Below are 20,644 nucleotides of genomic sequence, written 5' to 3' on the forward strand. Positions count from 1 at the left end.
TCCGATAGAAAAGTTGGAATAGTTAAAATGCAAGAAAAGGATTTTTAGACACAAAAAAATACCCTGTACTGAAATAGCCCCAAAAAGTTAGACACTATTTGAAGGCAATTTTATGAAAGGTAAAAAGAAGTATTCTGTCCTCTTTAGGAAAGAGGCAGTTGATCAAGTGATCCACGATAAGCGATCAGTATTTAAAGTAGGTCAGGATTTAGGAGTTGATAAATCTCTTATTCGTAAATGGGTTCTCTTGTATCAAAAACACGGAATTATGGGCCTTATGCCTATTTCAAATAGAGAATATCCTCCTGCATTCAAGGTCAAGGCTATTGAGACCATGCGAAAGAAGTCGTTATCTTTATTGGAGACCTGTATTCAGTTTAATATTCGAAGTCCTGGTTCCTTGGTCAAATGGATAGCTCTTTATGATGAAAAAGGCTCTGAAGGTTTAGCAAGGAAACAAAGTGAACCAAAATTTCCCATGGCCAAAAGAATCAAAAAGCCCAAAACCAAGGAAGAAGAGCTCCTGAAGGAATTAGCTTCCCTGAGAGCTGAAAATGCATATTTAAAAAAGCTCCATGCCTTAATTCAAGCCGACAAAGAGAAAGAAGAAAAGCGGAAGTCATCCAGGAATTAAGGCAGTCTCATGCATTATCAGATCTGTTAGTGCATGCTGGGATGGCCAGAAGTACCTTTTATTATCACATAAAACAATCCAGAAAGCCGGATAAATATCTGGAAGCCAAAAAGGCTATTTCCAGGATCTATAAGGAACATAAAGGGCGAATGGGCTACAGGCGCATCAAATTTCAACTTAGAAACGAAGGCATGATTCTCAACCATAAAACAGTTTTGAGATTGATGCAGGAATTGGGAATCCAGAGTTTGATTCGGACAAAAAAATACAAATCCTATAAGGGGGAAATGGGTAAAGTCGCTCCAAATCTTTTAGAACGCAACTTTAAAGCTTCTATGCCAAATGAAAAATGGGCTACCGATATTACGGAGTTTAAAGTCACTGACAAGAAACTCTACTTGTCTCCGATCATTGATATGTTCAATGGAGAGATCATCAGTTATACCATGTCAGAAAATGCCAAATTAAAGCCTGTAATTGATATGTTAGAGCAAGTGGAACGCCCTATTGCGAAGGAAAAACCGGTAATTATGCAATCAGACCAAGGATGGCACTACCAAATGAAATTGTATCAGGATACATTACACAAAAAGAACATTGTCCCAAGTATGTCCCGAAAAGGAAATTGCTTGGACAATGCGATAATAGAAAATTTCTTTGGAACCCTTAAATGTGAATTGTTCTATCTAAAAAAGTACAATTCAATCAATGAGCTGAAAAAAGAAATCAAAGAATACATCCATTATTATAATCACAAAAGAATCCGATTAAACCTGAATGGAATGAGTCCAGTGAGTTATCGAATCCATTCACTAAATTCAACATAACAAGAAAAAAATGTCCAAAAATCTGGGGCTAGTCTAGTACAGGGTATTTTTTTGTGTTTGACAGCAGTTGACAGAATTTTATTAGCTGTTGTTCTACTTGAAAATGTAGCCTATAGGATCAATCACATTCAGAAAACTCAAACCTATTGTTCCAAAAAGTAAAAAAACTAATATGACGTAGACAAGATCCTTTTTATCTAATCCATTCCCGTTTTTACTGTTTTTCTGTGGTTGTGTAAGTTGTGCTATAAGTACAGCCAAAAATACCCAAGAGATTAGTAGTGATAGGATTGATAAAACCTTTGATAAAATACTAGTGTCTGAAAACCAAGGGTATATAAAGAAACTAGGTAGCAAAATGAAAAGTATAAAATTGATTCCGGTGACAGCCCAGGTCTTGATTTTAATCCTAGTCTTGCCCTTTTCACTTTTTTTCAAAATGTACTGGACGTTCATGTCCAGTACATTTTGATAGGGGATTACAAAACAGTCCCCAGGTATTTCCTTAGGTGAAATTGCATCTCCCTTCGAATTTTTATATCGACGGGTTCCGGTTAAATAAATTGTGTTCAAATTTCCTTCTGAGGTAATGGAATACTGAACAAGACTTCCAGAAAAGAGTCGATTATCGTCTTCTCCATACTTTACAAGGACATCAATCAGAGTGGTGGCCACTTTTCCCCGTTTAAAAGATTTTTGCTTGAACTCCCGAGAGTTCAAAATTTCTCCTGAAAAATAGTAATGCCACTTATTGGCAAATCTCAAAACAGCAAAGCGCTGATCCAATTGAAAAATCCTTACAAAGTGGAAAGCAAAAAATCCTAGAAATAATGCGATAATTACTGATCCTAACAAATAGAGCAAAATATTAGTCAACCCGCTCTCATTAAAATCAGGCACTTCATTATTCGTTAATTTACTATGTGTCTCTGTCAGTAGTTCAAAAATACTTTCATACTGTACATTAAAAGTGTTTATGAAAATATAAAACGTAACTATCTGTACCAAAATCCCCCAAAACAGGCTTGTGATTAACCTATCAGCAAATAATCCAGACTGAAACTGTCGAGTAAAAGGTCCCTGAAAATATATTCTTTTAAAAAATACGCCGGGAATCACCAGCATGATAATGTAAACAATCGTAACTATCGTAAGACTGCTATCCATTAATGGCGCTTAGTGATTAAGAATGAGCGTAATATCCTTCTTGTTGGCCAAACTGAGTTTTACTTCCTTCTCCTTGTTTTCGGGGTTTTTCAATCTGTCTATAGCTTTGAAATATTCCTCCCTATCTTTTGGGTTTTCAAGAATTTCCTTGATTTCGTCACTCAATAGGGGGTCAGATGTCACAAAATAATTTGCGAACACTTCATAAGCCTCCTTTAGGATTTTTTTGAATGATGTCATGATCTTTAGGATTTAATGCAAAGTAAGTTATTAACTTCCAGATAAAAAACTACTTTTTTTAACCTTAAGTTTCATTTTTTTCGACTTAAAATCTACTGTCTTCCAGATACACGTAGGCTAAAGTCCTTCCATACCGATCATACTTCTGCACGTCATATTCAAGCAGCACCTTCTTCCCCTTGAGAAGGTGCTTCACATATTCCGAGGCTTCCTTTCCACCAGGTTCTTCTTCCGTCAGTCCTTCCCTCTTGACCTCCGGCATGTCTACGCCGATCAATCGGATTTTTTCGGTTTTGCCATTTTCCATCTTAACCCAGAAAGTATCGCCGTCTACAAACTTGTGAATTTTGTATGGGCCATGACGCTCTTTGAGAAATTGGGATGCCGAATAGTTGCTATTTTATATATGTTCTTATTCACTTTTCTACCCTTACTTGCCTTCTGATTAATTCATCTTTAAATTGGATGTGGATATAATAAAAGCCATTATTTAAATCACTTACATCAAAGGTTACTGATTCGGTACCCTTTGCATTCCCTATTATCCTTTTTCCTCCTTGGTCAAATAAACTGACTTCGAACAAGTCATTTTTGTCACTTTCCTTTCCTATCAGATCTCTTAAACTAATTGTTATTATATCTGATGCAGGATTAGGATAGATTACAAAGTTTGATTCACTAGCCAAGGTGCAATCAACATATTCAATTTCGTACCCGGGAAGCCACGCTGACGTTCCACAGCTATTGGTACCACGGACTTCAAAGACATAATATCCATTATTTGGAATAGGTACATAGGACCATATATAAGTTTGATTACTTTGATAGGTGCTAGGTGAAGTATAGGCAACTGTTAAACTTGGCCAATTCAATAGTCGGGCTTGCCAAGTAGTGTTAGGTGAATTAGAATATATTGTAAATGTATTTCCGTAATCACTTGAACAAAAGTACTCGTTTTCATCTACAGGGTTCGTGAACCCGATACCTGTAATCGTAGGTTTACCTACGTAAAAAGTCTTGACATATGTTTTGTTAGTACACAATCCCGAAATAGTAAATCTAATTTTGGCCTCTCCAGATACAGATGAATTAAGAGCAGATACTACTGCGCTTTTGCCAGTTCCAGTGGAAGGTGAAGACAATAATGAAGCTCCCTGGATAATAGACCAACTAACTGACAGATCAAGAGGTGCGTTATTTAAGGTAAATGTAGAAGAAGAGCAGACTTGTGTGGGTCCCGAAACACTAGGGAAGACTTTTGAAGCAGTACTTCCTGAGTATGTGTTTATCGCGACTATTCCTTCATTATTAGGATCAAGATATTGGCATAACATTGACCATGATCGACTTAACCGAACAGAATAAATGTCAGCACTAGTATAAGTAGAACAATTTGGATTAATTGAACCACTCCTTAAGGAACCAATTACTCTCTTGGAAGAATTTAATGTTGGACTGCCTGAACTTACCAATTCTGGAAAACCATTTGTAGGAGTATATTTCCATACTCCATAGCTGTATCCTGGTTCGATTATTGGCGTTGCAGCCCCTCCGATGAAATATTTTTTTACATCACCCAGTGGATGGTGAATCACATTAACTGACGAAACAATCTCGTTTATTATGCTCCAACCCAAATAAGAGACGGACATACTTGAGAATACCGGGCTGGTGCCAGGATTGGCACTAAGTTCCATCAACCTTAAATCATTACCTGCATCTAATGCTAATCCAGTTGCTCCATTAATAAAATATGCTTGTGTCCCATTTGTGGTGGGGGAGCATTGGGGGCTTTGGTAATGAAAAATGAATTTCAAATCAGGCACCTGATATCCTCCAATACCATGTATCATAGACAAGAAGAGGGCACGCTTATTTTGGGAACCGTTATTTACAAGGTATCCAGTACCACGATGGGAAATGTCTGAACCCGGTTCTAGAGGATCTGAGTAGGTAATTAATGCCACAGCACGGGATTCAACAGTCAAATTCGAATTACAATTTATATTTAAATGACAAGAAGCAGAGCACCCAAATCCAGTGCAATTAATGCCTTCTGTTCTGGAATTTAAGAACTTAGAAACTCCGAAATAATCAAAAATAACATGCCCTATCCTTGAAATTTTAATTTTACTTTTCATAAATGTGTTAGCATTTTCCGAATATAAGATTCGAATCCTGTCGCCAGGGATAAAGCCTGGGTCAAAATTTTCTTTTTTTGTTATGTTTTCTTTAGTTATTGGGCCAAGAATATAAGATTCCTCATCGTTTATAATCATTAGCTCAGCCTCTTCCGACAATTCTATTTCTGAGAAGGTCACGCTTAAAGCATTCGAATTTGGAGAGTATATTTCTATTTCTTTATAAATTTTTCCATCTAAAATAATCTCAGGAATCGTGTCGAAATCAACATTAAACACAAGATTTTTTCCAATATTTATCGATTCTTCTATAGCAGTAGCTTTCTGAATACCCTTATAGAGCTCATTCAGAGCTTGTGCTTTGTTCGGGAAATCTGGTATTAAGGCAGCTTGTCCACTCAAATACTTTTTAGGAATTCTAGAGCCTTCAACTTTTTCGACCTTAACTTGGGCTGTTGCAGAAAATATAATAGTTAAAACAACATATGCAGAAAGTAAAATTTTTTTCATCTTTTTTGTATTTAAAAGTAATTGTACCTAAATTAATCAAAGAATTGTAATTCAATGAAAAACAGTAGTTTTTTTTTAGTTCTGGTTATTATTTTCTTAGGTTGCAATATCACCGAAGAAGGTGAGTCCGTTCCAAATGATCTGGAAATCGAGCTTCAGGAATTGCTTAAAAAACCTACAAGCTCACCTGAAGGGGAACTGTTTAAAGTTTTAACCTATGGAGGAGATTCAGATATGATTTTTTCAACGAGAGAAAGGATCTACCCCGTAGTAGGCGATATTATAGTTGACATCATAAAAGAACAAAATGAAGATACAACCGGGATAGGGGTGAATTATTTTGAAAATGGTAAAATTCAATTTTCTCATTTCTTTGATTTCTTGAATCATCAAGCAATTTGGCAGTCAACAAGGGAATATATGTATGATTCAAAGGGGCTTTTAAAAGAACTATTTATAGAAACGGCTTCCCAACCCCATAGATTATTGGCTAATTATAGGTATGATTCGTTGGATAGGTTAGTAATGATTGAATACCCCATCGAAAATGGAGCAGAATTACAAGTGTATACTTATGATGAAAGTAATCGTATAACTAGTGAATGGAAATCTGTTGTAGGCCAAGAGGATTACAAGATCGACTTTTTGGTTTATGAATATTCCTCTTCAAATCTATTAACAGCAAAAAAATCAGGTGAAAGGGGGAATCTTGAAGGGAATTTTAAAGATGCATTTCGTTATTTTTATGATCAGTCAAAAAAACTTTCCTCTGAAGAGGAATTCGATCCATATTTTGGATTTCAGCAAGTGAGACGAACTGAGTATTATTATTATTAATTGGAAAAACTGATACTGTTTGTTGAATATTAAAGCTCACTTTGAATTTGGGATTTACAACTTCAGGGAAGTAAACAGAATACACTTTTAGAGATATCCGCTTAAATTCATATATTTTTCTGCTCAAAAACCGAATAAATGGACATCTTTAAAGGACAGAACATCATAGAGTTTGCTGGACGCTTCCAAAGCGATCTGGGCTGCAAGAAATACCTCGCCGAGCTGAAGTGGTCAGAAGGCTACACCTGCCGCAAATGCGGCCACCATGGAAGCCAGTTCCCGAAGGATTTTTCAAGGACCTGTAACAACCTTTCTATCAAAACCTTCATCTGTCGATATACGGGACTCAACGCATTGTATTGGGTGTCCAACTCTTTCACTAGCTGATTTATCGACTATGGGTTTGCTGGTAAGGGTTGGTAAAGTATTCTCCAATACCTTATCCGAATTTGAATTAGGAAAGGCTTCTTCCATCCCTTCTAGAAACTGGTAATACGTAAAACCCTCCATCATCTTTTCATTTCCGCAATCGTGTTTTTGAATGAAGTCTTTAAGTAATTGTTGAGTTTCCAAATGTATTGTTTGGATTAATTTAAATTTTGCGGTAAATGCTGGAATGTCATCATCAATTTCGTGCTTTGGTGGGGGAGAAAAGGTTCTTCGGTAGCTAAGAAAAGCAATTATAAGACCGATGATTGTTAGGAAAATGGTTATATTCATGAGATTTACTATTCGATCCTACTTCCCTGCACCTCCCTAAACACTTCCATATACCTCACATTCGGAGGATACGTTGCCATCCTTGCCATTCCCATTTCCAGGAGGTGGGCATTTAGAAAAGTACTATCCTCCAGATAGACTTATGCGAGCGTCCTTCCATAGGGGTCACGTTTTTGCACGTCATATTCAAGCAGGACCTTCTTCCCCTTCAGCAGATTTTTCACATATTCCGAAGCTTCTTTCCCACCTGGTTGTTCTTCCGTCAGCCCTTCCCATTTGACCTCTGGAGTGTCTACACCGATCATTCGGATCTTCTCATTTTTCCCACTACCCATCTTCACCCAAAAAGTATCTCCATCTACAAACTTATGAATCTTGTATAGGCCATGGCGTTCTTGGGCAAGAGTGAGAATACGAATACAAAGACTAGAAGAAATTTCCTCATGACAGTTAAAAAGGTTGCACTATCAATTTAAGAAGAAAACTTTTATCGACATTGGTCGATCTGCCATTTTTGTTACTTTTAGGATATGGATAAAAAAAGGGAAATCACATTTCTCCCAGAAGGGGGTTTATCAAACCTCCAAGGTTTTTGATTTCACACATTACCACCGCCACAGCTGTCATAGGCCCATAGCTGTTCGGGATTTGTAATCCCGAATTCCCCCGCTTCGCGACATTTGCAATGTCGAACAACAAACCGTAGGAATATTAATTTGTGTTACCCCAACCGCCACCCGCCATCCGCGAAATAAAATTCCAATGGTAAAACCGCAGCTGTTCGTAAGTGAGAGGTGGGAAGCTGAAATAGCTGGGCAGGCGGCTGGAATGCGGGTTGAAGCATTTTTTCAGCAAGCCTTTTGGTTTACTTTTAGGCTCAAAAGTGACAAGAAATAAGGTAGTGGTCAGCTGACTTGTGCCGTATGGCAATGCAGTCTTCAGACTGCTCTTCCACCTCCCCCAAAATTTTCTGATTTTACAACCTCAAACTTCCATCAGCCATCAGACGACTGCCCTAGAGATTTTGTGTCAAAACACTGGTGGTCGGGTATCTGGATTTTTCTCCCAGTAGCGATGGAATATTTCGCGGTAGTCCTCCACTTCATGTTCTACCGATCCTTCCTGCAGGTAGATCCTATCTCCATCTACTACCGATACACTCAGGGAGTTGTCTTCTAATACTCGTCGGACCATTTCCCAATCATCGGGCGGAGTAAACCGATGGAAATTGATCCAAAAATCAACTCCTACTGGAGGGATGGGGTAGTCATCAGGAATCTGGATTTCGGTACCAAGGTAGGTGGGGATGATAAGGGTTTTCATGATGAAAAACTCAGAATGCATGAATGGTGGAAAGTCCATTAAAAATAGGCTTTCTTTTTTAGAAAAATATAGGGCATTACAAATTCGGAACTGAATTAAGTGTACCGGTGTGAAGGTTCTAAAAGAGGAAGAAAGGGAATTAAAAGTTTCTGATTTGGAAGGACTAAAGTGGTCATGAACCTATAAAATGGCTTATAATCCTCAGTTTTTCTCTCTTTTGCCCTAAAAAATACCCTGTACAGGGTATTTTTTTGGTTTTAGTTTTCCCGATATTTCCATTAGGTAAATCTTAAAGCACCCTATCCGACTTTAAGCAAAATAGTTAGTAGACTATTTCCATAAAGTTGGTCTATAGAAAGGAAAATGAAAGAATCACAGTCAACAATGTTTGAGCATTCTGAAGTAAAAGTCAGATTGCTTAATCTATACATCCAAAAATACTTGAATATTCTCAGCAGGGCACCAGGAATAGAAAAGGTGCATCTATACGATCTTTTTTGTGGTGAAGGTATCTACGATAACGGTGGTGAAGGCAGCCCTATAATTTTTCTAAAAGCAATTAAGAATCTGTATTTCAGAAATCAGGCCGAGGGTCAGAAAATTATTAAAATAGATTGTGTGTTTAATGATATCCAGGAATGGAAGACTGAAAAAGTTAAGAAGGCCGTAGCAGACAAAAAGCTTCATTATCCATTCTTGGGAGACCTTAGATTCCGTAATGTTGATTATCAAAAGACAGTCCCGCTACTTGTGGATCAAGTGAACAGATCAAAGAAATCCAAAGCGTTTGTATTTATTGATCCTTATGGATATAAAGAGGTTAGAGCATCTCAGATCAAATCGATATTGGAAACAAAAAAATCAGAAGTACTCCTGTTTCTCCCTACTCAATTTATGTTTCGCTTTGAGAAAAAAGGAATCCCGGAAGCTCTTCAAGCATTTATAGAAGATTTGGTACCGAAAGATAAGTGGCCAAATTCTCATACAGGAATTTCATTTATCGAAAATCTTAAATCAGCATTCAGAAATTACTTAGGGGATCAATTTTTTGTCGATACATTTATAATTAGCAGAGATATCAATCAATACTTTTGCCTATTCTTTTTCACAAACCATATCTATGGTTTTGATAAGATGTTGGAAGCAAAATGGCAAATAGATGCAGAGGAAGGAAGAGGATGGACTTATAAGAATCCCGATTTACCAACGCTTTTTGAATCCAGCCCTACAATCAAAGTCAACAAATTAGAGGCCTATTTTTTAGAGTTTTTAAAAGAAAGTAAAACCAATGCTCAAATCTATGAAGCGACTCTTCATCAGGGATTTAGACCCACACATGCAATAGAAGTTTTAAAAGGATTAGCCGCTCAAAACAAAATTATTGTGACACCAAGTGACGGACAAAAAGTCAGAAAAGGTTCCTATTACATCAATTATCGCGATTTTTGTGATAGACCTGGTCGAATTTCTATCAAACTAACCTAACCCAATATGGCACAAACCTCAATTGAATGGACTGAACTCACCTGGAACCCGGTGACTGGCTGTACAAAGATCTCTGCGGGCTGCAAGTTCTGCTATGCCGAGGTGATGACCAAAAGGCTGAAAGCTATGGGTGTGGAAAAATACAATGAAGGCTTTAAGAAAGTCCGAATTCATGAAGAGACGCTCGCCATTCCCTATACATGGAAAAAATCAAAAGTAGTCTTTGTCAACTCCATGTCTGACCTTTTTCACACAGACGTGCCGCTAGAATTTATCCAGCGTGTGTTTAAGGTGATGAATGAGAATCCGCAACATGTCTTTCAAGTACTTACCAAGCGTGGGGATCGGTTGGCTGAGATCCATGACCAACTCACCTGGTCCCACAATATCTGGATGGGAGTATCGGTAGAAGATGAACGGGTCATAGAGCGAATAGACTTTTTAAGAACTACAGGTGCCAGGGTCAAATTCCTATCCCTAGAGCCACTAATAGGGCCACTGCCAAACCTCAACCTTGATGGGATAGACTGGGTGATCGTAGGAGGAGAGAGCGGACATAAAGCCAGACCTATGAGTCCTGACTGGGTACTGGATATTCAGGAACAATGCGAGAAGTCAAAAGTGGCATTCTTCTTCAAACAATGGGGAGGTAAGAACAAAAAGAAAGCTGGAAGAGAGCTTAATGGTCAGACTTATGATGAGATGCCAGAAAAGGAATTAGTAGAATATATCTAGATCAATTTTTTATAAAATGAGTGAATTAAAAATTAAATTAAATTCCAAATATAAATCGTTTGAAACAGGGTTTACAACTTTATTAAATGGTGATTTAATAATTTTGTCAGGTATAAATGGTGCTGGTAAATCTCAACTTCTAGACATAATAAATGGAAGTTCCCAAAGAGATATTCAAGATATAGCTGGAATGTCAGATGGACAATTTATTCAAATAGATCGGACAATGAAATTGAACGGAGAGGAGATTCTCACTTCAAACATAGAACATCTATCCTTTAAGAATAATATTTTAATACCTGAAGTCTCTAAGTATTCCATATATAATACAGGACAATCTGTAGATAATGCTTACAATCAATATAAGAATGGAAATTTGGATCCAATTAGGAATGTAAATTATTCAAATTCATGTAATCGGGCAATTTCTATTTTGGAAAAGGAATATGGTGAATATAAACCAAACTTTACCGAACAGGAATTTAAGAAGGCTTTAAGAAAACACGGGTTTGAGTGGAGAAGTAATGATCAATTTACTGATTTTGTTGGTTCTCTGTTTTATAATTATGCTATGCTCATTGCTCAGGGGCAACAAAATGCGGGCAAAGTTGATGGAAATGCCTTTGATCCAACTATTCTAGGTAAAGCTCCATGGACAGAGCTAAACGAATTATTTAAATTACTTAAAATTGAATATCGATTTAGAAGTAATTATGAAGTTGAGCATGCAGAACTTCCAGAAGTGCCATCTTTATATTTAATAGATATTGATGGTAATTTAATTGAAACAGAAAAAAGAGCTTTAAAAGATTTATCGGATGGTGAAAAGACAATAATTTCACTATGTTTTAATTCAATCAAAGGAATAGAATTTGAAAAGAAGAAAATTATTCTTTTAGATGAGGTAGATGCTTTATTGAATCCATCCCTTACAGAAAGCCTTTTTTTAGTATTGGGAAAATATTATTTAAGTAAAGGAATTCCAGTGGTTTTATCTACTCATTCACCAGCTACAATATCATTATCTCCAGACTGCTGTTCTTATTATGAAGTTTTTAAGAAGCAGCATTTTATTCCAAGAATAATGGAGGTAAATAGAAATGAGTATTCTGAATTAAAAAAAGTAAATAGGGTTTTCTACGAAGAAATAGAAAATCAAGAGCAAAGAATTAAAGATCTTGAGAAAAATATTGAATTTGAAAAGGATGTTCTAATTATTACAGAAGGTAAAACGGACTGGCGATATTTGGTTGGAGTTCTTAAATTCTTTCATAAGAAAGATGAGTTCCTAAATATTAAAGAAGAATTATTTTTTAAATATGGAACTCATGAAGACGTTAAAGACAAGATTTGTGGTACAACAGATTTTGCTGATATGGGTGAGTCTAACCTTTTAAAATATCTTAGTACAGAGTTGTCTCATAGAACAGCAGATATTGGGAGAAGAAACAAATTGTTAATAGGTGTTTTTGATTCTGATACTAATATCGGAATTAAGAATAAGCCAGAATATGGAATTAATTCCTTTAAAATTTCTCCTGAAGGAATTTCAATGGAGTTTTTGTTTACAGAAGAAGAGATTAAAATAGAAATTTCTGGCAAAAGACTTTATATAGGAGATGAGTTTAATGATAAGACAACCCGCCATTTCGAAAAAGATTTGGTTTTAGGACAGGGTTCGCAAAAAAGAGCTGGAAAAAAAGAAATCATAGATTCCGATGTATTTGATAAGGGAAATGAAAATCATGCTCTTTCAAAAGATGCCTTTTCTATTGCCATATTCAAAGGTGAGGTTTCTATTTCCAATACAACTTTAGAAAATTTTCGTCATGTTTTTGAGAAGATAGATGAAATACTAGAATGTAGTTTTCAAGAGGGAAAAAAAGATCTAAAAACTCAATAAATAGGTTGATTCTACAAATTTAAGAGGGGGGGATTGCCCCTCTCTTGAATTATTTCAAGGTAGGGGGGATTCCATCTCTAAAGTATCATCCAAATTTGTACAAGGCGACACAATCCATATTCTTTAGGTAGTTTGTGGTTGTCAAACTACCCTCTTCCCTTCCTCAGTTATCACATACCTCTGGTTTGGACTATTTGGGCTTTCTGGATTTGTCATTTCCAGCCACTTAAATTCTAGTGCAGGTCCAATAGCTCTTTGGAAATTGTTTGTGGTATTTTTTAATCCCAAGTTCGATAATATATCAGCTTTTGATTTTGGTTTGATGCAGTAGACTAAAGTTCTGAGGATTCTAGTTGCGCTTTGATTGGTAAGTTTTGTAACTACTTCTAACCCAAAGGAAATTTTTACTTGTTCTCTAAGTTGTTCTAATTTCGCATTTGGGATGTGAATTTGAGTTACTTCTGTAATTGAGTTTAGTTTTCCAGGTAACTTAAAAAGGTCTTCAGGTTTTAGTCCAAATTCGATGAGAAGGTTGAAAATGGTTTCAACAGTAGGGTTAGCTGTTCCACTTTCATATTTCGAATATTGTGACCTTGTGTAGTTTTTGGCGTCAGCAAACTCATCTTTAGTTTTATAGCCGAGGCGTTTTCTTGCTTCTGTAAAAAATGTTGCTAATTCCATTTTTAATCTTTCGAAGTCATCAGGATTAGAGGTACTTGCTCGTGGGATGTGTTTTTTTGCCATCCTCTAAGGAAAAATTGATTACTTGTTTTAAAAACCTATTAAAACAGGAATAAAAAGTTTTGAATTGTAATGACGATTTGTTAAATTCAACCATCACTTCGAAATGTATTGAGTATTTGAAATCAAGTTAGTTCAATAGAGCTTGTTCTAATTTGAATCTTAATTAAGGTTATTCAAAGAGTCTCGGCTGCAAATTCTGACGTTTACCTCGGACGAGACGGTAGGGAATAACCCATGGCTAGCTATATTTGTATAGTTATGGCTGTGGGTTCCTTATCGTAATTCCAATCCGTATGCCGTCAGAAGCTAGCAGCTTGGTTGTAAGGAGCTCCGCCATAACTCCTTTTTAACCTCAGAAGACTCGTTTTACCATTTTTCATTTCTAATGAAGACGAGCATGATTGATTTACTTCCTTTTCTGTTGCGGACAGTAACCTGTAGGATCCACGGGGTGGGAGCGTATGTTCAGTTGGTAAGCGGGTCAGCATGTTTTCTTACCTATTATATCCTTCCAGAGGAGCATGGCATCATCGCAGTAGATCGCCTGTATCCCCTGAAGCCCAAGAATCCTATTTGAGGATTTCTTTTTAAGACCGTGAAAGGGGAGGTGCACATCCCTGAGCAGATCGGTTACTACACACTCACGTCAGCAAGCTTAGAATAGCTGGTAGAGCTGACAGATTTCTTAGTATTCATTTATTGCTGGTTGCTCGGTTGGAGAGGTATGTATGGTTTAGAGCCAAGAGCCAAGAAGCTAGAGCCAAGCGTTTGCGGAGCTCCTTTCAGCTTTCAGCTTTGACCTTTCTGACTCTAAGTGAGATTGCTTCTCCCGATTCTCGGGATCGCAATGAGGGTAACATTGACGACTGTCTCCTGCGACTGCCACTGCTAATCCTGTTCCACTCACGGCCGTGGACTGTCGTCCGTCGACTATCGACTATGGGCTATCGACTATGGGCTATGGACTATCGACTATGGACTATGGACTATCAACCACTTCCGTCTTCGGTCTCCGGACATCCAGCTTAAACACACTCAAAGCATGAAAAAATTAATACTCATCTGCTTACTGGGATACCTATGCGTACCCACAAGCACACTCACAGCACAAGTTGCTGATCCACCCGGGGCGGATTTTCTTCATAGGTCCGTTTCCGAAGTCTCCTCTGGTGTGGAGGAGGTCCATCGGGGCGGGGATGCCCGTCCCGATACTCTGACGCCCGAACCCGGCGTGTACCATTCTGCTGATTCACTAAGGAGGGAGGGAATACTCTACATAGAAATACAGTCGCCAGATCCCCCGGATACGCTTTGGGTAACCTTCTGGGAGCACCTGCTAAAAGACCGTAAGGCAGTTACACCCGGAATATCTATGCCTTTGCCGGGAATATGGGGCAATATGTTTGAAGGTAGTAGCTACAGCAAAGTGTATGAGGTCGAATTACCCTCTGGTATTCCGTCCGGCTACTTTTCCCTCGGTCGGGGAATTTCCACTATGGCAGATCAATGGAGTTTCACCAGTGCAGACAGGGTAAGGATAAAATTTGACAGGATAAGATCCACCGTTTTGTTTGGTGGTCCGGACGCGGATTTTTACCGTGCACAGTACCTGATATCGGAGGCATTTTCTGAAATGGCATTCAACCGCGACCCTGTCATGGTTACCGGATCCGGTGAAATACTGTTCTCAGATTCCCTTTCCAATGTTCTTTACCAAAAAGCCCAACACCGTCCTGACGATATCTATGCGAGGGCCAGGATACTGACAAGTGACCAGGCTAGTTGGGAATTATTCGGCGATTTTGTAATAAACGATGTAGAGAGGCTTGCTCCCTGGAGAATCCTACAGGATTACAGGGACAGGTTGACCGAGGAGCAGTATCAGGGTCTGAAAGCAAGAATAGTAGGGGAAGTACTGAATCAGGGACTGACATGGGCAGAACTGGCAAAAGAAGCATTTATGGATGATTCCGCTAAGATGGATTTCTTGGCGAAATGGCAGGAATCACTGAAGACGGAGCAGGTTCAGGGCTCCCACCCATTACTTATCCAGGGTGAAAACAGATGGATAGGATTGATGGCAACACTTTCCGGGAAATCCTACCGTGAAATCTGGGAGAAAAGTCCTTCCCCCAGAAAGGAAGAGGTACTGACTCTTTATCTTTTGGAACGCTTCAATATGCTAGGAGAGGAGCTTCCGGCTCTTGTAAACCTAGGTCTTGATCAGATCAGGATTCCCTGGTTACGGGATAGAATAGAGGCATTGGATACCCTTCATGAGAGCCCTCTGATTTCAGATGGACTTAAAGGGATAGACGGGCAGCCCATAGACCTTACGGCTTTTAGGGGGAAGACACTGCTGATCCATTTTTGGATTACAGGATGTAAATTCTGTATGGCTGATTTCCGCTCAGTGATCAAAGACCTCGCAGAAAAATATGCTTCCTCTCAGGATGTTATGCTGGTATCCATCAATGTTGACCGGAATACTACTACCTGGATCAAAAGTCTGGAAAGCGGTAACTACAGTTCTCCTCTGATGCTGAATCTGAAAGCGACACCGGACTCCGGAATGGCAGCATACTACCGCATCCATTCTTTCCCGCAGAAAATGATTGTAGATGCCGGTTCCCGCATCAGGGTCCAGACCATCCACAGGCCGGATAAATCGGAATTGATCGATGTGCTGGACAGTATCCGGACACGGCCCCCCTTATTACCATCCACCCAGACATTTTGACCATGAAAAAAATTTCATTACTTATCTATTTTCTACTGCTACGGGCAGGCTACGCCCATAGTATGCAGCAACACACAGCGCTGTCCGGAAGGGTACTGGAAGCAGTCGACTTACCGTTGCCAGGTGCCATGGTTAGCCTTATGGCCACAGATTACCGCACGATTACAGATGCCGAAGGGAGTTTTAGCCTCACTGTCCCAGATGGGCAGTATACACTGATGATTTCATACATAGGTATGGAAACCGTTCGAAAGGAAATTTCCATCCCATTGGCAATTCCATTAGAAATTGTCATGATCCCCTCCGAGCTGGAATTGGGCACTGTCGAGATAGTCTCCACTGGCTACCAGACCCTCCCCAAAGAACGTGCTACGGGTTCCTTTGTTTTTCTCGACAGCCAGTTGGTGCAGAGGAAAGTAAGCACTGATATTCTGGACCGTTTGGAGGATGTCACGCCCGGTCTCCAATTCAACAGAGGACCACAGGCGGAAGGTGATCCCATTTCCATCAGGGGACGCAGTACGCTTTTCTCCAATACTTCGCCCCTGATCATTGTGGACAATTTCCCTTATGATGGTCCCATAGAGAATATCAATCCAAATGACGTAGCGTCAATTTCAGTCCTGAAAGATGCAGCCGCAGCATCCATCTGGGGTGCCAGAGCGGGAAACGGGGTCATCGTCATTACTACCATAAAAGGGCAACAGGAAAGACCGTTACAGGTCAGCTTCAACTCCAACCTGACCCTGACCGAGCATCGGGATCTTTTTTACACACCGCAGATGTCCATCCCGGATTTCATTGGGATAGAAGAGCGGCTATTCGCCGCAAACTACTACAGCAGCCAGGAAAACAGTGCCAACAGAACAAAGTTGTCTCCCGCCGTTGAGACCATGATTGCTCTTCGTGACGGAAAGATCAGTCCGCAGATAGCTGAAGCAGAAATGGCAGGGTATAGACGCTCGGATCTTCGAAAGGATTTACAGGATCACTACCTTCAGAACGGGATCAATCAGCAATACTCCATATCGCTGAGAGGAGGGGGCAGTCACTCAGGATACCATCTTTCTCTTGGATACGACCGAATGAAGTCTGATGTAACTGGAAACGGAGGAAACCGCTGGACCCTCGCCTCGGGAAACCACTGGAAACTTTTGGGGGACAGGATGGAGGCAGGCTTGACGTTTAACCTGGCCAACCTGAATTCCAAGACCACCACTACGCTGCCTTTAGGATATGCCTATGACAGGTTGATAGATCAGGACGGGAACCCGCTGTCCATTGGCAGTTCTTATAGCTCCCGGTATATTGCATCGGTCCAGGACAGCGGCCTATTGGACTGGTCGTATGTTCCATTGGAGGAGATCGGCATGCAGGATTATGTTACCAAAGCCTATGATTTCAGGGTCAGCCCATCCCTTGAGTTTGCATTGACAAAATCCCTGAAAATCGGTCTGTTTTATCAGTACTGGACCAATACCCGCACTGCCAGAAACAGAGATCCCCTGGGTGTTTTTTCCACCCGTGATATGATCAACCGATATACCCAGGTAGCTGAGGACGGATCACTTAGCTATCCCGTCCCTATTGGAGATATCCTCACTACTTCCCAGGCTGAAGCCTATTCCCATACCTTCAGACCATTAGTTACCTACACTGACAGCTGGAAAGAAAAACACTTTCTCAATGGCATAGCCGGTATGGAAATCAGAGACCTACAGGGATTAGATTGGTCCAACAGATATTATGGGTATCAGGACGATATGGGCAGTAGCTTGCCGGTAGATTTCGTAGGCCGATATCCTTTGTACTATAATCCAGGATTGCAGGGAAACATTTTATCGGGAATATCCCATGGCGGAAATGTGGACCGTTTTATATCCTATTATTCCAATATTGGCTACGATTATGCACACAGGTATTTTTTGTCAGGAAGTATAAGAAAAGACCAGGCAAATATCTTCGGCGTGGATGCCAATATGCGTGGCGTTCCTCTTTGGTCTGTAGGCGGCGGCTGGATCATTTCTGAGGAAAATTTCGCGAAGAGTCCCCGGATGCCCTTTTTAAAACTCCGGGCTACCTATGGTTCCAGTGGCAACGTAAACAAGAGACTTTCCTCTTACGTGACCGCCCAGTATGTTTCCTTCGGACAATTTGATGTAATTCCCGACCTAAGGGGAGCGGCGGTCACTAATCCGCCTAATCCGGGTCTGAAATGGGAAAAAGTGCTGACTACTAACCTGGGGTTGGATATGGAGACTCAGAATGGCTTTTTATCTGCCACAGTTGAATTTTACAGCAAACATTCGGAGGATCTGATCGGGGAATATTCCCTTCCTGCATCTGTTGGACTGAGTAATTTTACCGGAAATTTTGCCGAGACCAGGATCAGGGGAATAGACCTCTCTGGGCATTTACGTTTATTGGACAGGAAGAATTTCAAATGGACCACTACAATAATTTATAGCGGTGTAAAAGAGGAGGTATTGGACTTTGAGAAAAAACCTACCGTAAACAACCTGCTCTCTTCCCCTTATTCCACCAGCCCGTTCCCGATAGTAGGCAGACCTTTATATGGTATCTATTCCTATCATTGGGCAGGACTGGATTCCCAGAATGGTAATCCTCTTGGATATTTGAATGGGGAATCCAGCGATAACTACCTGCAGATTACCAGAGAGGCTACCATTGATAATCTTCAATATCACGGGTCTTCTCGCCCTACATCTTTCGGGGCATTCAGGAATGACCTTTCTTTCAAGGGTTTCAATCTTTCGGTAAATATTTCCTATAGGTTCGGTTATTACTATAAGCGGAGATCCATTGATTATTACTCCTTGTTGAGAGGGGAAATCGGGCATGGTGACTACGGTAAGCGCTGGCAGAATCCCGGGGATGAAGCCCGGACCGATGTTCCCTCATTGCCGGCCGCAGCTGACAGTCCTAGGAATAATTTCTATTCCAATTCGGCCGCCTTGGTAGAAAAGGGGGATCACATTAGGCTGAATGACGTGCGGATATCCTACACATGGACCAGGATAGATTTTCCGAAGCTTCCATTCAGGACTGCCCAGCTCTATCTGTATGCAGGGAATCTGGGTGTTCTCTGGAAAGCATCATCAGATGGCTTGGATCCTGACTATCAAACTGCGAAGCCCTTGAAGTCTTTTTCTGCAGGTTTCAAATTTGATTTTTAAATGAATGGATAGATGAAAGTGGTTTGGGATATTGTGCGGTAAAACCATCAGCTAGACCTCCCAAATCTTTTTTCTTACTCTTAAAATTACAATTATGAACAAACTGATAGGCAATATTTTAATTGGGATAGCCGTAGGTATGACCCTGTCCTGCAACGGTTTTCTGGATGAAAAACCTGAAAAATCAATTTTGGTGCCCAATAGTGTAGACGATGTCCGGTACATTTTGGACAACTATAAAATCTTAAATGAGAACCCATTGCTTTGTTTTATCCTTGCCGATGATTATCAGACCGTTGACCAAAGCTGGGAGGGATTAAATCCCTGGGTCCAACGGTCTTACTTATGGCAGGACGAGATATTTGCTCCAGACGAGAGATCCACGGATTATAATCTTTTGCACCGGAAGATATTCTATGCAAACGTCGCGCTAAAGACCCTAGCTGATCTTGGGAATGTTGATCAGGAAGTCCAGGAGTTAAAAGGAGAGGCATTATTTGTCCGGTCTATGTCTTTGTTCTATTTAGCGCAACTGTTTTTGCCACATCCTCAGTCTTCTCAGGTAGAAAGCACTGAGATTCCTGTTCACTTTAACCCTGATGTCAATGCGGAGCCTGATTGGGTAGGATCGAAAGAGCTAATGGAAAGGATTGTTATGGATTTGGAAGAGGCATCGCTCCTGTTAAGTCAAAAGGCTGCATATCCAAACAGACCGGATAGATTGGCGTCTAAAGGCTTGCTTTCCCGTGTGTATCTTTACATGGGCGATTTTGAGATGGCTTATAAAGCGGGAAAGGAAGTGATAGGTGACAATAGTTCATTGTTAAACTACGCCGACTTCTCAGCAGGTTCTCCTTATCCTTTTCCACTCTTCAATAAGGAAACAGTTTATTACGGTTTTACGAGTAGCTATTTCGTCACGGCCAGTGCCATGACGTTTATTGATCCCGAATTAGTTGGGCTTTATTCAGAAAATGATCGGAGAAAAGAGCTGTTCTTTAGGGACAGCCCAAGTGGACGGCCTCTATTTCGGGGTTCATACACCGGGGTTTCTAGTTTGTTTACTGGGATAACACTTTCAGAAATCTACCTGAATGTAGCGGAAGCTGCCATAAGGACAGAAATGGAAGAAGAAGGTCTTGGGCTTTTGACCCTTCTGGCCACCAATAGGTATAAGGATGTGGATAAATGGAAAGGCGAAGCGGGAGGTAATTTATTAGAGGTAGTGCTGGAAGAAAGGAGAAAAGAGCTTGTTTTCAGATGTACCCGCTGGGGAGATATGAAGCGCCTTGCAGCTCAAAGCGAACTGGAATTTCCGATCACCAGAGTAATCAGAAATGAAGAATATAAACTGGAAGAGATGGAAAAATTCACATTGAACCTGCCAGAATATGAACTTGAACTGGAGGCTAACTAGGAAACCGGGAGCAAACATTGCTCC

The 20,644-nt window shown here is 40.0% G+C and carries 18 protein-coding genes and 1 pseudogene; 11 read left to right on the forward strand and 8 right to left on the reverse strand.

Features of this window, described 5'->3' with window-relative positions; translation table 11 throughout:
- Positions 1-112: 112 nt before the first annotated feature.
- Together PBT90_RS19975 and PBT90_RS19980 are read left to right on the forward strand one after the other, a co-directional pair.
- Positions 113-634 (forward strand): transposase, encoded by a 522-nt coding sequence (locus PBT90_RS19975; RefSeq protein ID WP_264807667.1) that lies wholly within the window; start codon positions 113-115, stop codon positions 632-634.
- Positions 559-1,461 carry an IS3 family transposase gene (locus PBT90_RS19980; protein WP_264811456.1) on the forward strand — a complete coding sequence of 301 codons (903 nt, stop codon included), beginning with the start codon at positions 559-561 and terminating at the stop codon, positions 1,459-1,461. Before PBT90_RS19975 ends, PBT90_RS19980 begins: the two co-directional genes overlap by 76 nt.
- A 93-nt stretch (positions 1,462-1,554) precedes the next feature.
- On the opposite strand, the gene PBT90_RS19985 is transcribed toward PBT90_RS19980, so the two are convergent.
- The 4 genes from PBT90_RS19985 to PBT90_RS20000 all read right to left on the reverse strand — a co-directional run bounded on the left by PBT90_RS19985 (position 1,555) and on the right by PBT90_RS20000 (position 5,519).
- On the reverse strand, positions 1,555-2,628 hold the full coding sequence (locus PBT90_RS19985) for a hypothetical protein (RefSeq protein WP_270130847.1): 1,074 nt from the start codon (positions 2,626-2,628) through the stop codon (positions 1,555-1,557).
- A 9-nt stretch (positions 2,629-2,637) separates the two neighbouring features.
- Positions 2,638-2,868, reverse strand: coding sequence for a hypothetical protein (locus tag PBT90_RS19990; RefSeq protein ID WP_270130849.1), 231 nt, complete (start codon positions 2,866-2,868; stop codon positions 2,638-2,640).
- Between the two features lie 85 nt (positions 2,869-2,953).
- On the reverse strand, positions 2,954-3,175 hold the full coding sequence (locus tag PBT90_RS19995; protein WP_270130851.1) for a thermonuclease family protein: 222 nt from the start codon (positions 3,173-3,175) through the stop codon (positions 2,954-2,956).
- A 109-nt stretch (positions 3,176-3,284) separates the two neighbouring features.
- A complete protein-coding gene (locus tag PBT90_RS20000) occupies positions 3,285-5,519 on the reverse strand; it encodes a T9SS type A sorting domain-containing protein (protein WP_270130853.1) in 2,235 nt (744 codons plus the stop codon).
- A 54-nt stretch (positions 5,520-5,573) separates the two neighbouring features.
- Between PBT90_RS20000 and PBT90_RS20005 the strand changes: the two genes are divergently transcribed.
- Entirely contained in the window at positions 5,574-6,356 is a 783-nt protein-coding gene (locus PBT90_RS20005; protein WP_270130856.1) for a hypothetical protein, read from the forward strand.
- Between the two features lie 138 nt (positions 6,357-6,494).
- Positions 6,495-6,662 (forward strand): annotated as a pseudogene (locus tag PBT90_RS20010) (IS1595 family transposase); the annotation flags it as partial.
- Here the strand turns inward: PBT90_RS20010 and PBT90_RS20015 are convergent.
- From PBT90_RS20015 to PBT90_RS20025, 3 genes are all read right to left on the reverse strand, one after another.
- Positions 6,648-7,076, reverse strand: a complete 429-nt coding sequence (locus PBT90_RS20015; RefSeq protein WP_270133206.1) for a hypothetical protein — start codon at positions 7,074-7,076, stop codon at positions 6,648-6,650. The pseudogene PBT90_RS20010 and the gene PBT90_RS20015 sit on opposite strands and share 15 nt — an antisense overlap.
- A 140-nt stretch (positions 7,077-7,216) precedes the next feature.
- The gene (locus PBT90_RS20020) at positions 7,217-7,381 is read right to left on the reverse strand and encodes a thermonuclease family protein (RefSeq protein WP_270130858.1); all 165 of its coding nucleotides are present in this window, start codon (positions 7,379-7,381) and stop codon (positions 7,217-7,219) included.
- A gap of 724 nt (positions 7,382-8,105) precedes the next feature.
- Entirely contained in the window at positions 8,106-8,438 is a 333-nt protein-coding gene (locus PBT90_RS20025) for a hypothetical protein (RefSeq protein ID WP_270130860.1), read from the reverse strand.
- A 324-nt stretch (positions 8,439-8,762) separates the two neighbouring features.
- Here PBT90_RS20025 and tcmP point away from each other — a divergent pair, with 324 nt between their 5' ends.
- Genes tcmP through PBT90_RS20040 form a run of 3 tightly spaced genes read left to right on the forward strand, consistent with a single transcriptional unit; the run spans position 8,763 to position 12,522 of the window.
- Positions 8,763-9,884 carry a three-Cys-motif partner protein TcmP gene (tcmP, locus tag PBT90_RS20030; RefSeq protein ID WP_270130862.1) on the forward strand — a complete coding sequence of 374 codons (1,122 nt, stop codon included), beginning with the start codon at positions 8,763-8,765 and terminating at the stop codon, positions 9,882-9,884.
- Positions 9,885-9,890: 6 nt separating this feature from the next.
- Positions 9,891-10,619, forward strand: coding sequence for a DUF5131 family protein (locus PBT90_RS20035; RefSeq protein WP_270130864.1), 729 nt, complete (start codon positions 9,891-9,893; stop codon positions 10,617-10,619).
- Positions 10,620-10,635: 16 nt separating this feature from the next.
- Positions 10,636-12,522, forward strand: coding sequence for an ATP-binding protein (locus tag PBT90_RS20040; RefSeq protein WP_270130866.1), 1,887 nt, complete (start codon positions 10,636-10,638; stop codon positions 12,520-12,522).
- Positions 12,523-12,663: 141 nt separating this feature from the next.
- Here PBT90_RS20040 and PBT90_RS20045 read toward each other — a convergent pair whose 3' ends face one another.
- Positions 12,664-13,266: a helix-turn-helix domain-containing protein gene (locus PBT90_RS20045; RefSeq protein WP_270130868.1), complete on the reverse strand. Its 603-nt coding sequence runs from the start codon at positions 13,264-13,266 to the stop codon at positions 12,664-12,666.
- Positions 13,267-13,651: 385 nt separating this feature from the next.
- On the opposite strand from PBT90_RS20045, the gene PBT90_RS20050 reads away from it, so the two are divergent.
- The 4 genes from PBT90_RS20050 to PBT90_RS20065 all read left to right on the forward strand — a co-directional run bounded on the left by PBT90_RS20050 (position 13,652) and on the right by PBT90_RS20065 (position 20,620).
- Entirely contained in the window at positions 13,652-13,843 is a 192-nt protein-coding gene (locus tag PBT90_RS20050) for a hypothetical protein (protein ID WP_270130870.1), read from the forward strand.
- Between the two features lie 465 nt (positions 13,844-14,308).
- Positions 14,309-16,006 carry a TlpA family protein disulfide reductase gene (locus tag PBT90_RS20055; RefSeq protein WP_270130872.1) on the forward strand — a complete coding sequence of 566 codons (1,698 nt, stop codon included), beginning with the start codon at positions 14,309-14,311 and terminating at the stop codon, positions 16,004-16,006.
- Positions 16,007-16,008: 2 nt separating this feature from the next.
- Positions 16,009-19,203 carry a SusC/RagA family TonB-linked outer membrane protein gene (locus PBT90_RS20060; protein WP_270130874.1) on the forward strand — a complete coding sequence of 1,065 codons (3,195 nt, stop codon included), beginning with the start codon at positions 16,009-16,011 and terminating at the stop codon, positions 19,201-19,203.
- 94 nt (positions 19,204-19,297) lie between these two features.
- Entirely contained in the window at positions 19,298-20,620 is a 1,323-nt protein-coding gene (locus PBT90_RS20065; protein ID WP_270130877.1) for a RagB/SusD family nutrient uptake outer membrane protein, read from the forward strand.
- The last annotated feature ends 24 nt before the right edge of the window (positions 20,621-20,644 follow it).

This window comes from Algoriphagus sp. TR-M9 (genome assembly GCF_027594545.1).
Classification (GTDB): domain Bacteria; phylum Bacteroidota; class Bacteroidia; order Cytophagales; family Cyclobacteriaceae; genus Algoriphagus; species Algoriphagus halophytocola.

Excerpts from the sequence above, each read along its gene's own strand:
- PBT90_RS19975 (WP_264807667.1), top strand. The coding sequence starts at position 113 with ATGAAAGGTAAAAAGAAGTATTCTGTCCTCTTTAGGAAAGAGGCAGTT.
- PBT90_RS19985 (WP_270130847.1), bottom strand. The coding sequence starts at position 2,628 with ATGGATAGCAGTCTTACGATAGTTACGATTGTTTACATTATCATGCTG.
- PBT90_RS19990 (WP_270130849.1), bottom strand. The coding sequence starts at position 2,868 with ATGACATCATTCAAAAAAATCCTAAAGGAGGCTTATGAAGTGTTCGCA.
- PBT90_RS19995 (WP_270130851.1), bottom strand. The coding sequence starts at position 3,175 with ATGGAAAATGGCAAAACCGAAAAAATCCGATTGATCGGCGTAGACATG.
- PBT90_RS20000 (WP_270130853.1), bottom strand. The coding sequence starts at position 5,519 with ATGAAAAAAATTTTACTTTCTGCATATGTTGTTTTAACTATTATATTT.
- PBT90_RS20005 (WP_270130856.1), top strand. The coding sequence starts at position 5,574 with ATGAAAAACAGTAGTTTTTTTTTAGTTCTGGTTATTATTTTCTTAGGT.
- PBT90_RS20015 (WP_270133206.1), bottom strand. The coding sequence starts at position 7,076 with ATGAATATAACCATTTTCCTAACAATCATCGGTCTTATAATTGCTTTT.
- PBT90_RS20020 (WP_270130858.1), bottom strand. The coding sequence starts at position 7,381 with ATGATCGGTGTAGACACTCCAGAGGTCAAATGGGAAGGGCTGACGGAA.
- PBT90_RS20025 (WP_270130860.1), bottom strand. The coding sequence starts at position 8,438 with ATGGACTTTCCACCATTCATGCATTCTGAGTTTTTCATCATGAAAACC.
- tcmP (WP_270130862.1), top strand. The coding sequence starts at position 8,763 with ATGAAAGAATCACAGTCAACAATGTTTGAGCATTCTGAAGTAAAAGTC.
- PBT90_RS20035 (WP_270130864.1), top strand. The coding sequence starts at position 9,891 with ATGGCACAAACCTCAATTGAATGGACTGAACTCACCTGGAACCCGGTG.
- PBT90_RS20040 (WP_270130866.1), top strand. The coding sequence starts at position 10,636 with ATGAGTGAATTAAAAATTAAATTAAATTCCAAATATAAATCGTTTGAA.
- PBT90_RS20045 (WP_270130868.1), bottom strand. The coding sequence starts at position 13,266 with ATGGCAAAAAAACACATCCCACGAGCAAGTACCTCTAATCCTGATGAC.
- PBT90_RS20050 (WP_270130870.1), top strand. The coding sequence starts at position 13,652 with ATGAAGACGAGCATGATTGATTTACTTCCTTTTCTGTTGCGGACAGTA.
- PBT90_RS20055 (WP_270130872.1), top strand. The coding sequence starts at position 14,309 with ATGAAAAAATTAATACTCATCTGCTTACTGGGATACCTATGCGTACCC.
- PBT90_RS20060 (WP_270130874.1), top strand. The coding sequence starts at position 16,009 with ATGAAAAAAATTTCATTACTTATCTATTTTCTACTGCTACGGGCAGGC.
- PBT90_RS20065 (WP_270130877.1), top strand. The coding sequence starts at position 19,298 with ATGAACAAACTGATAGGCAATATTTTAATTGGGATAGCCGTAGGTATG.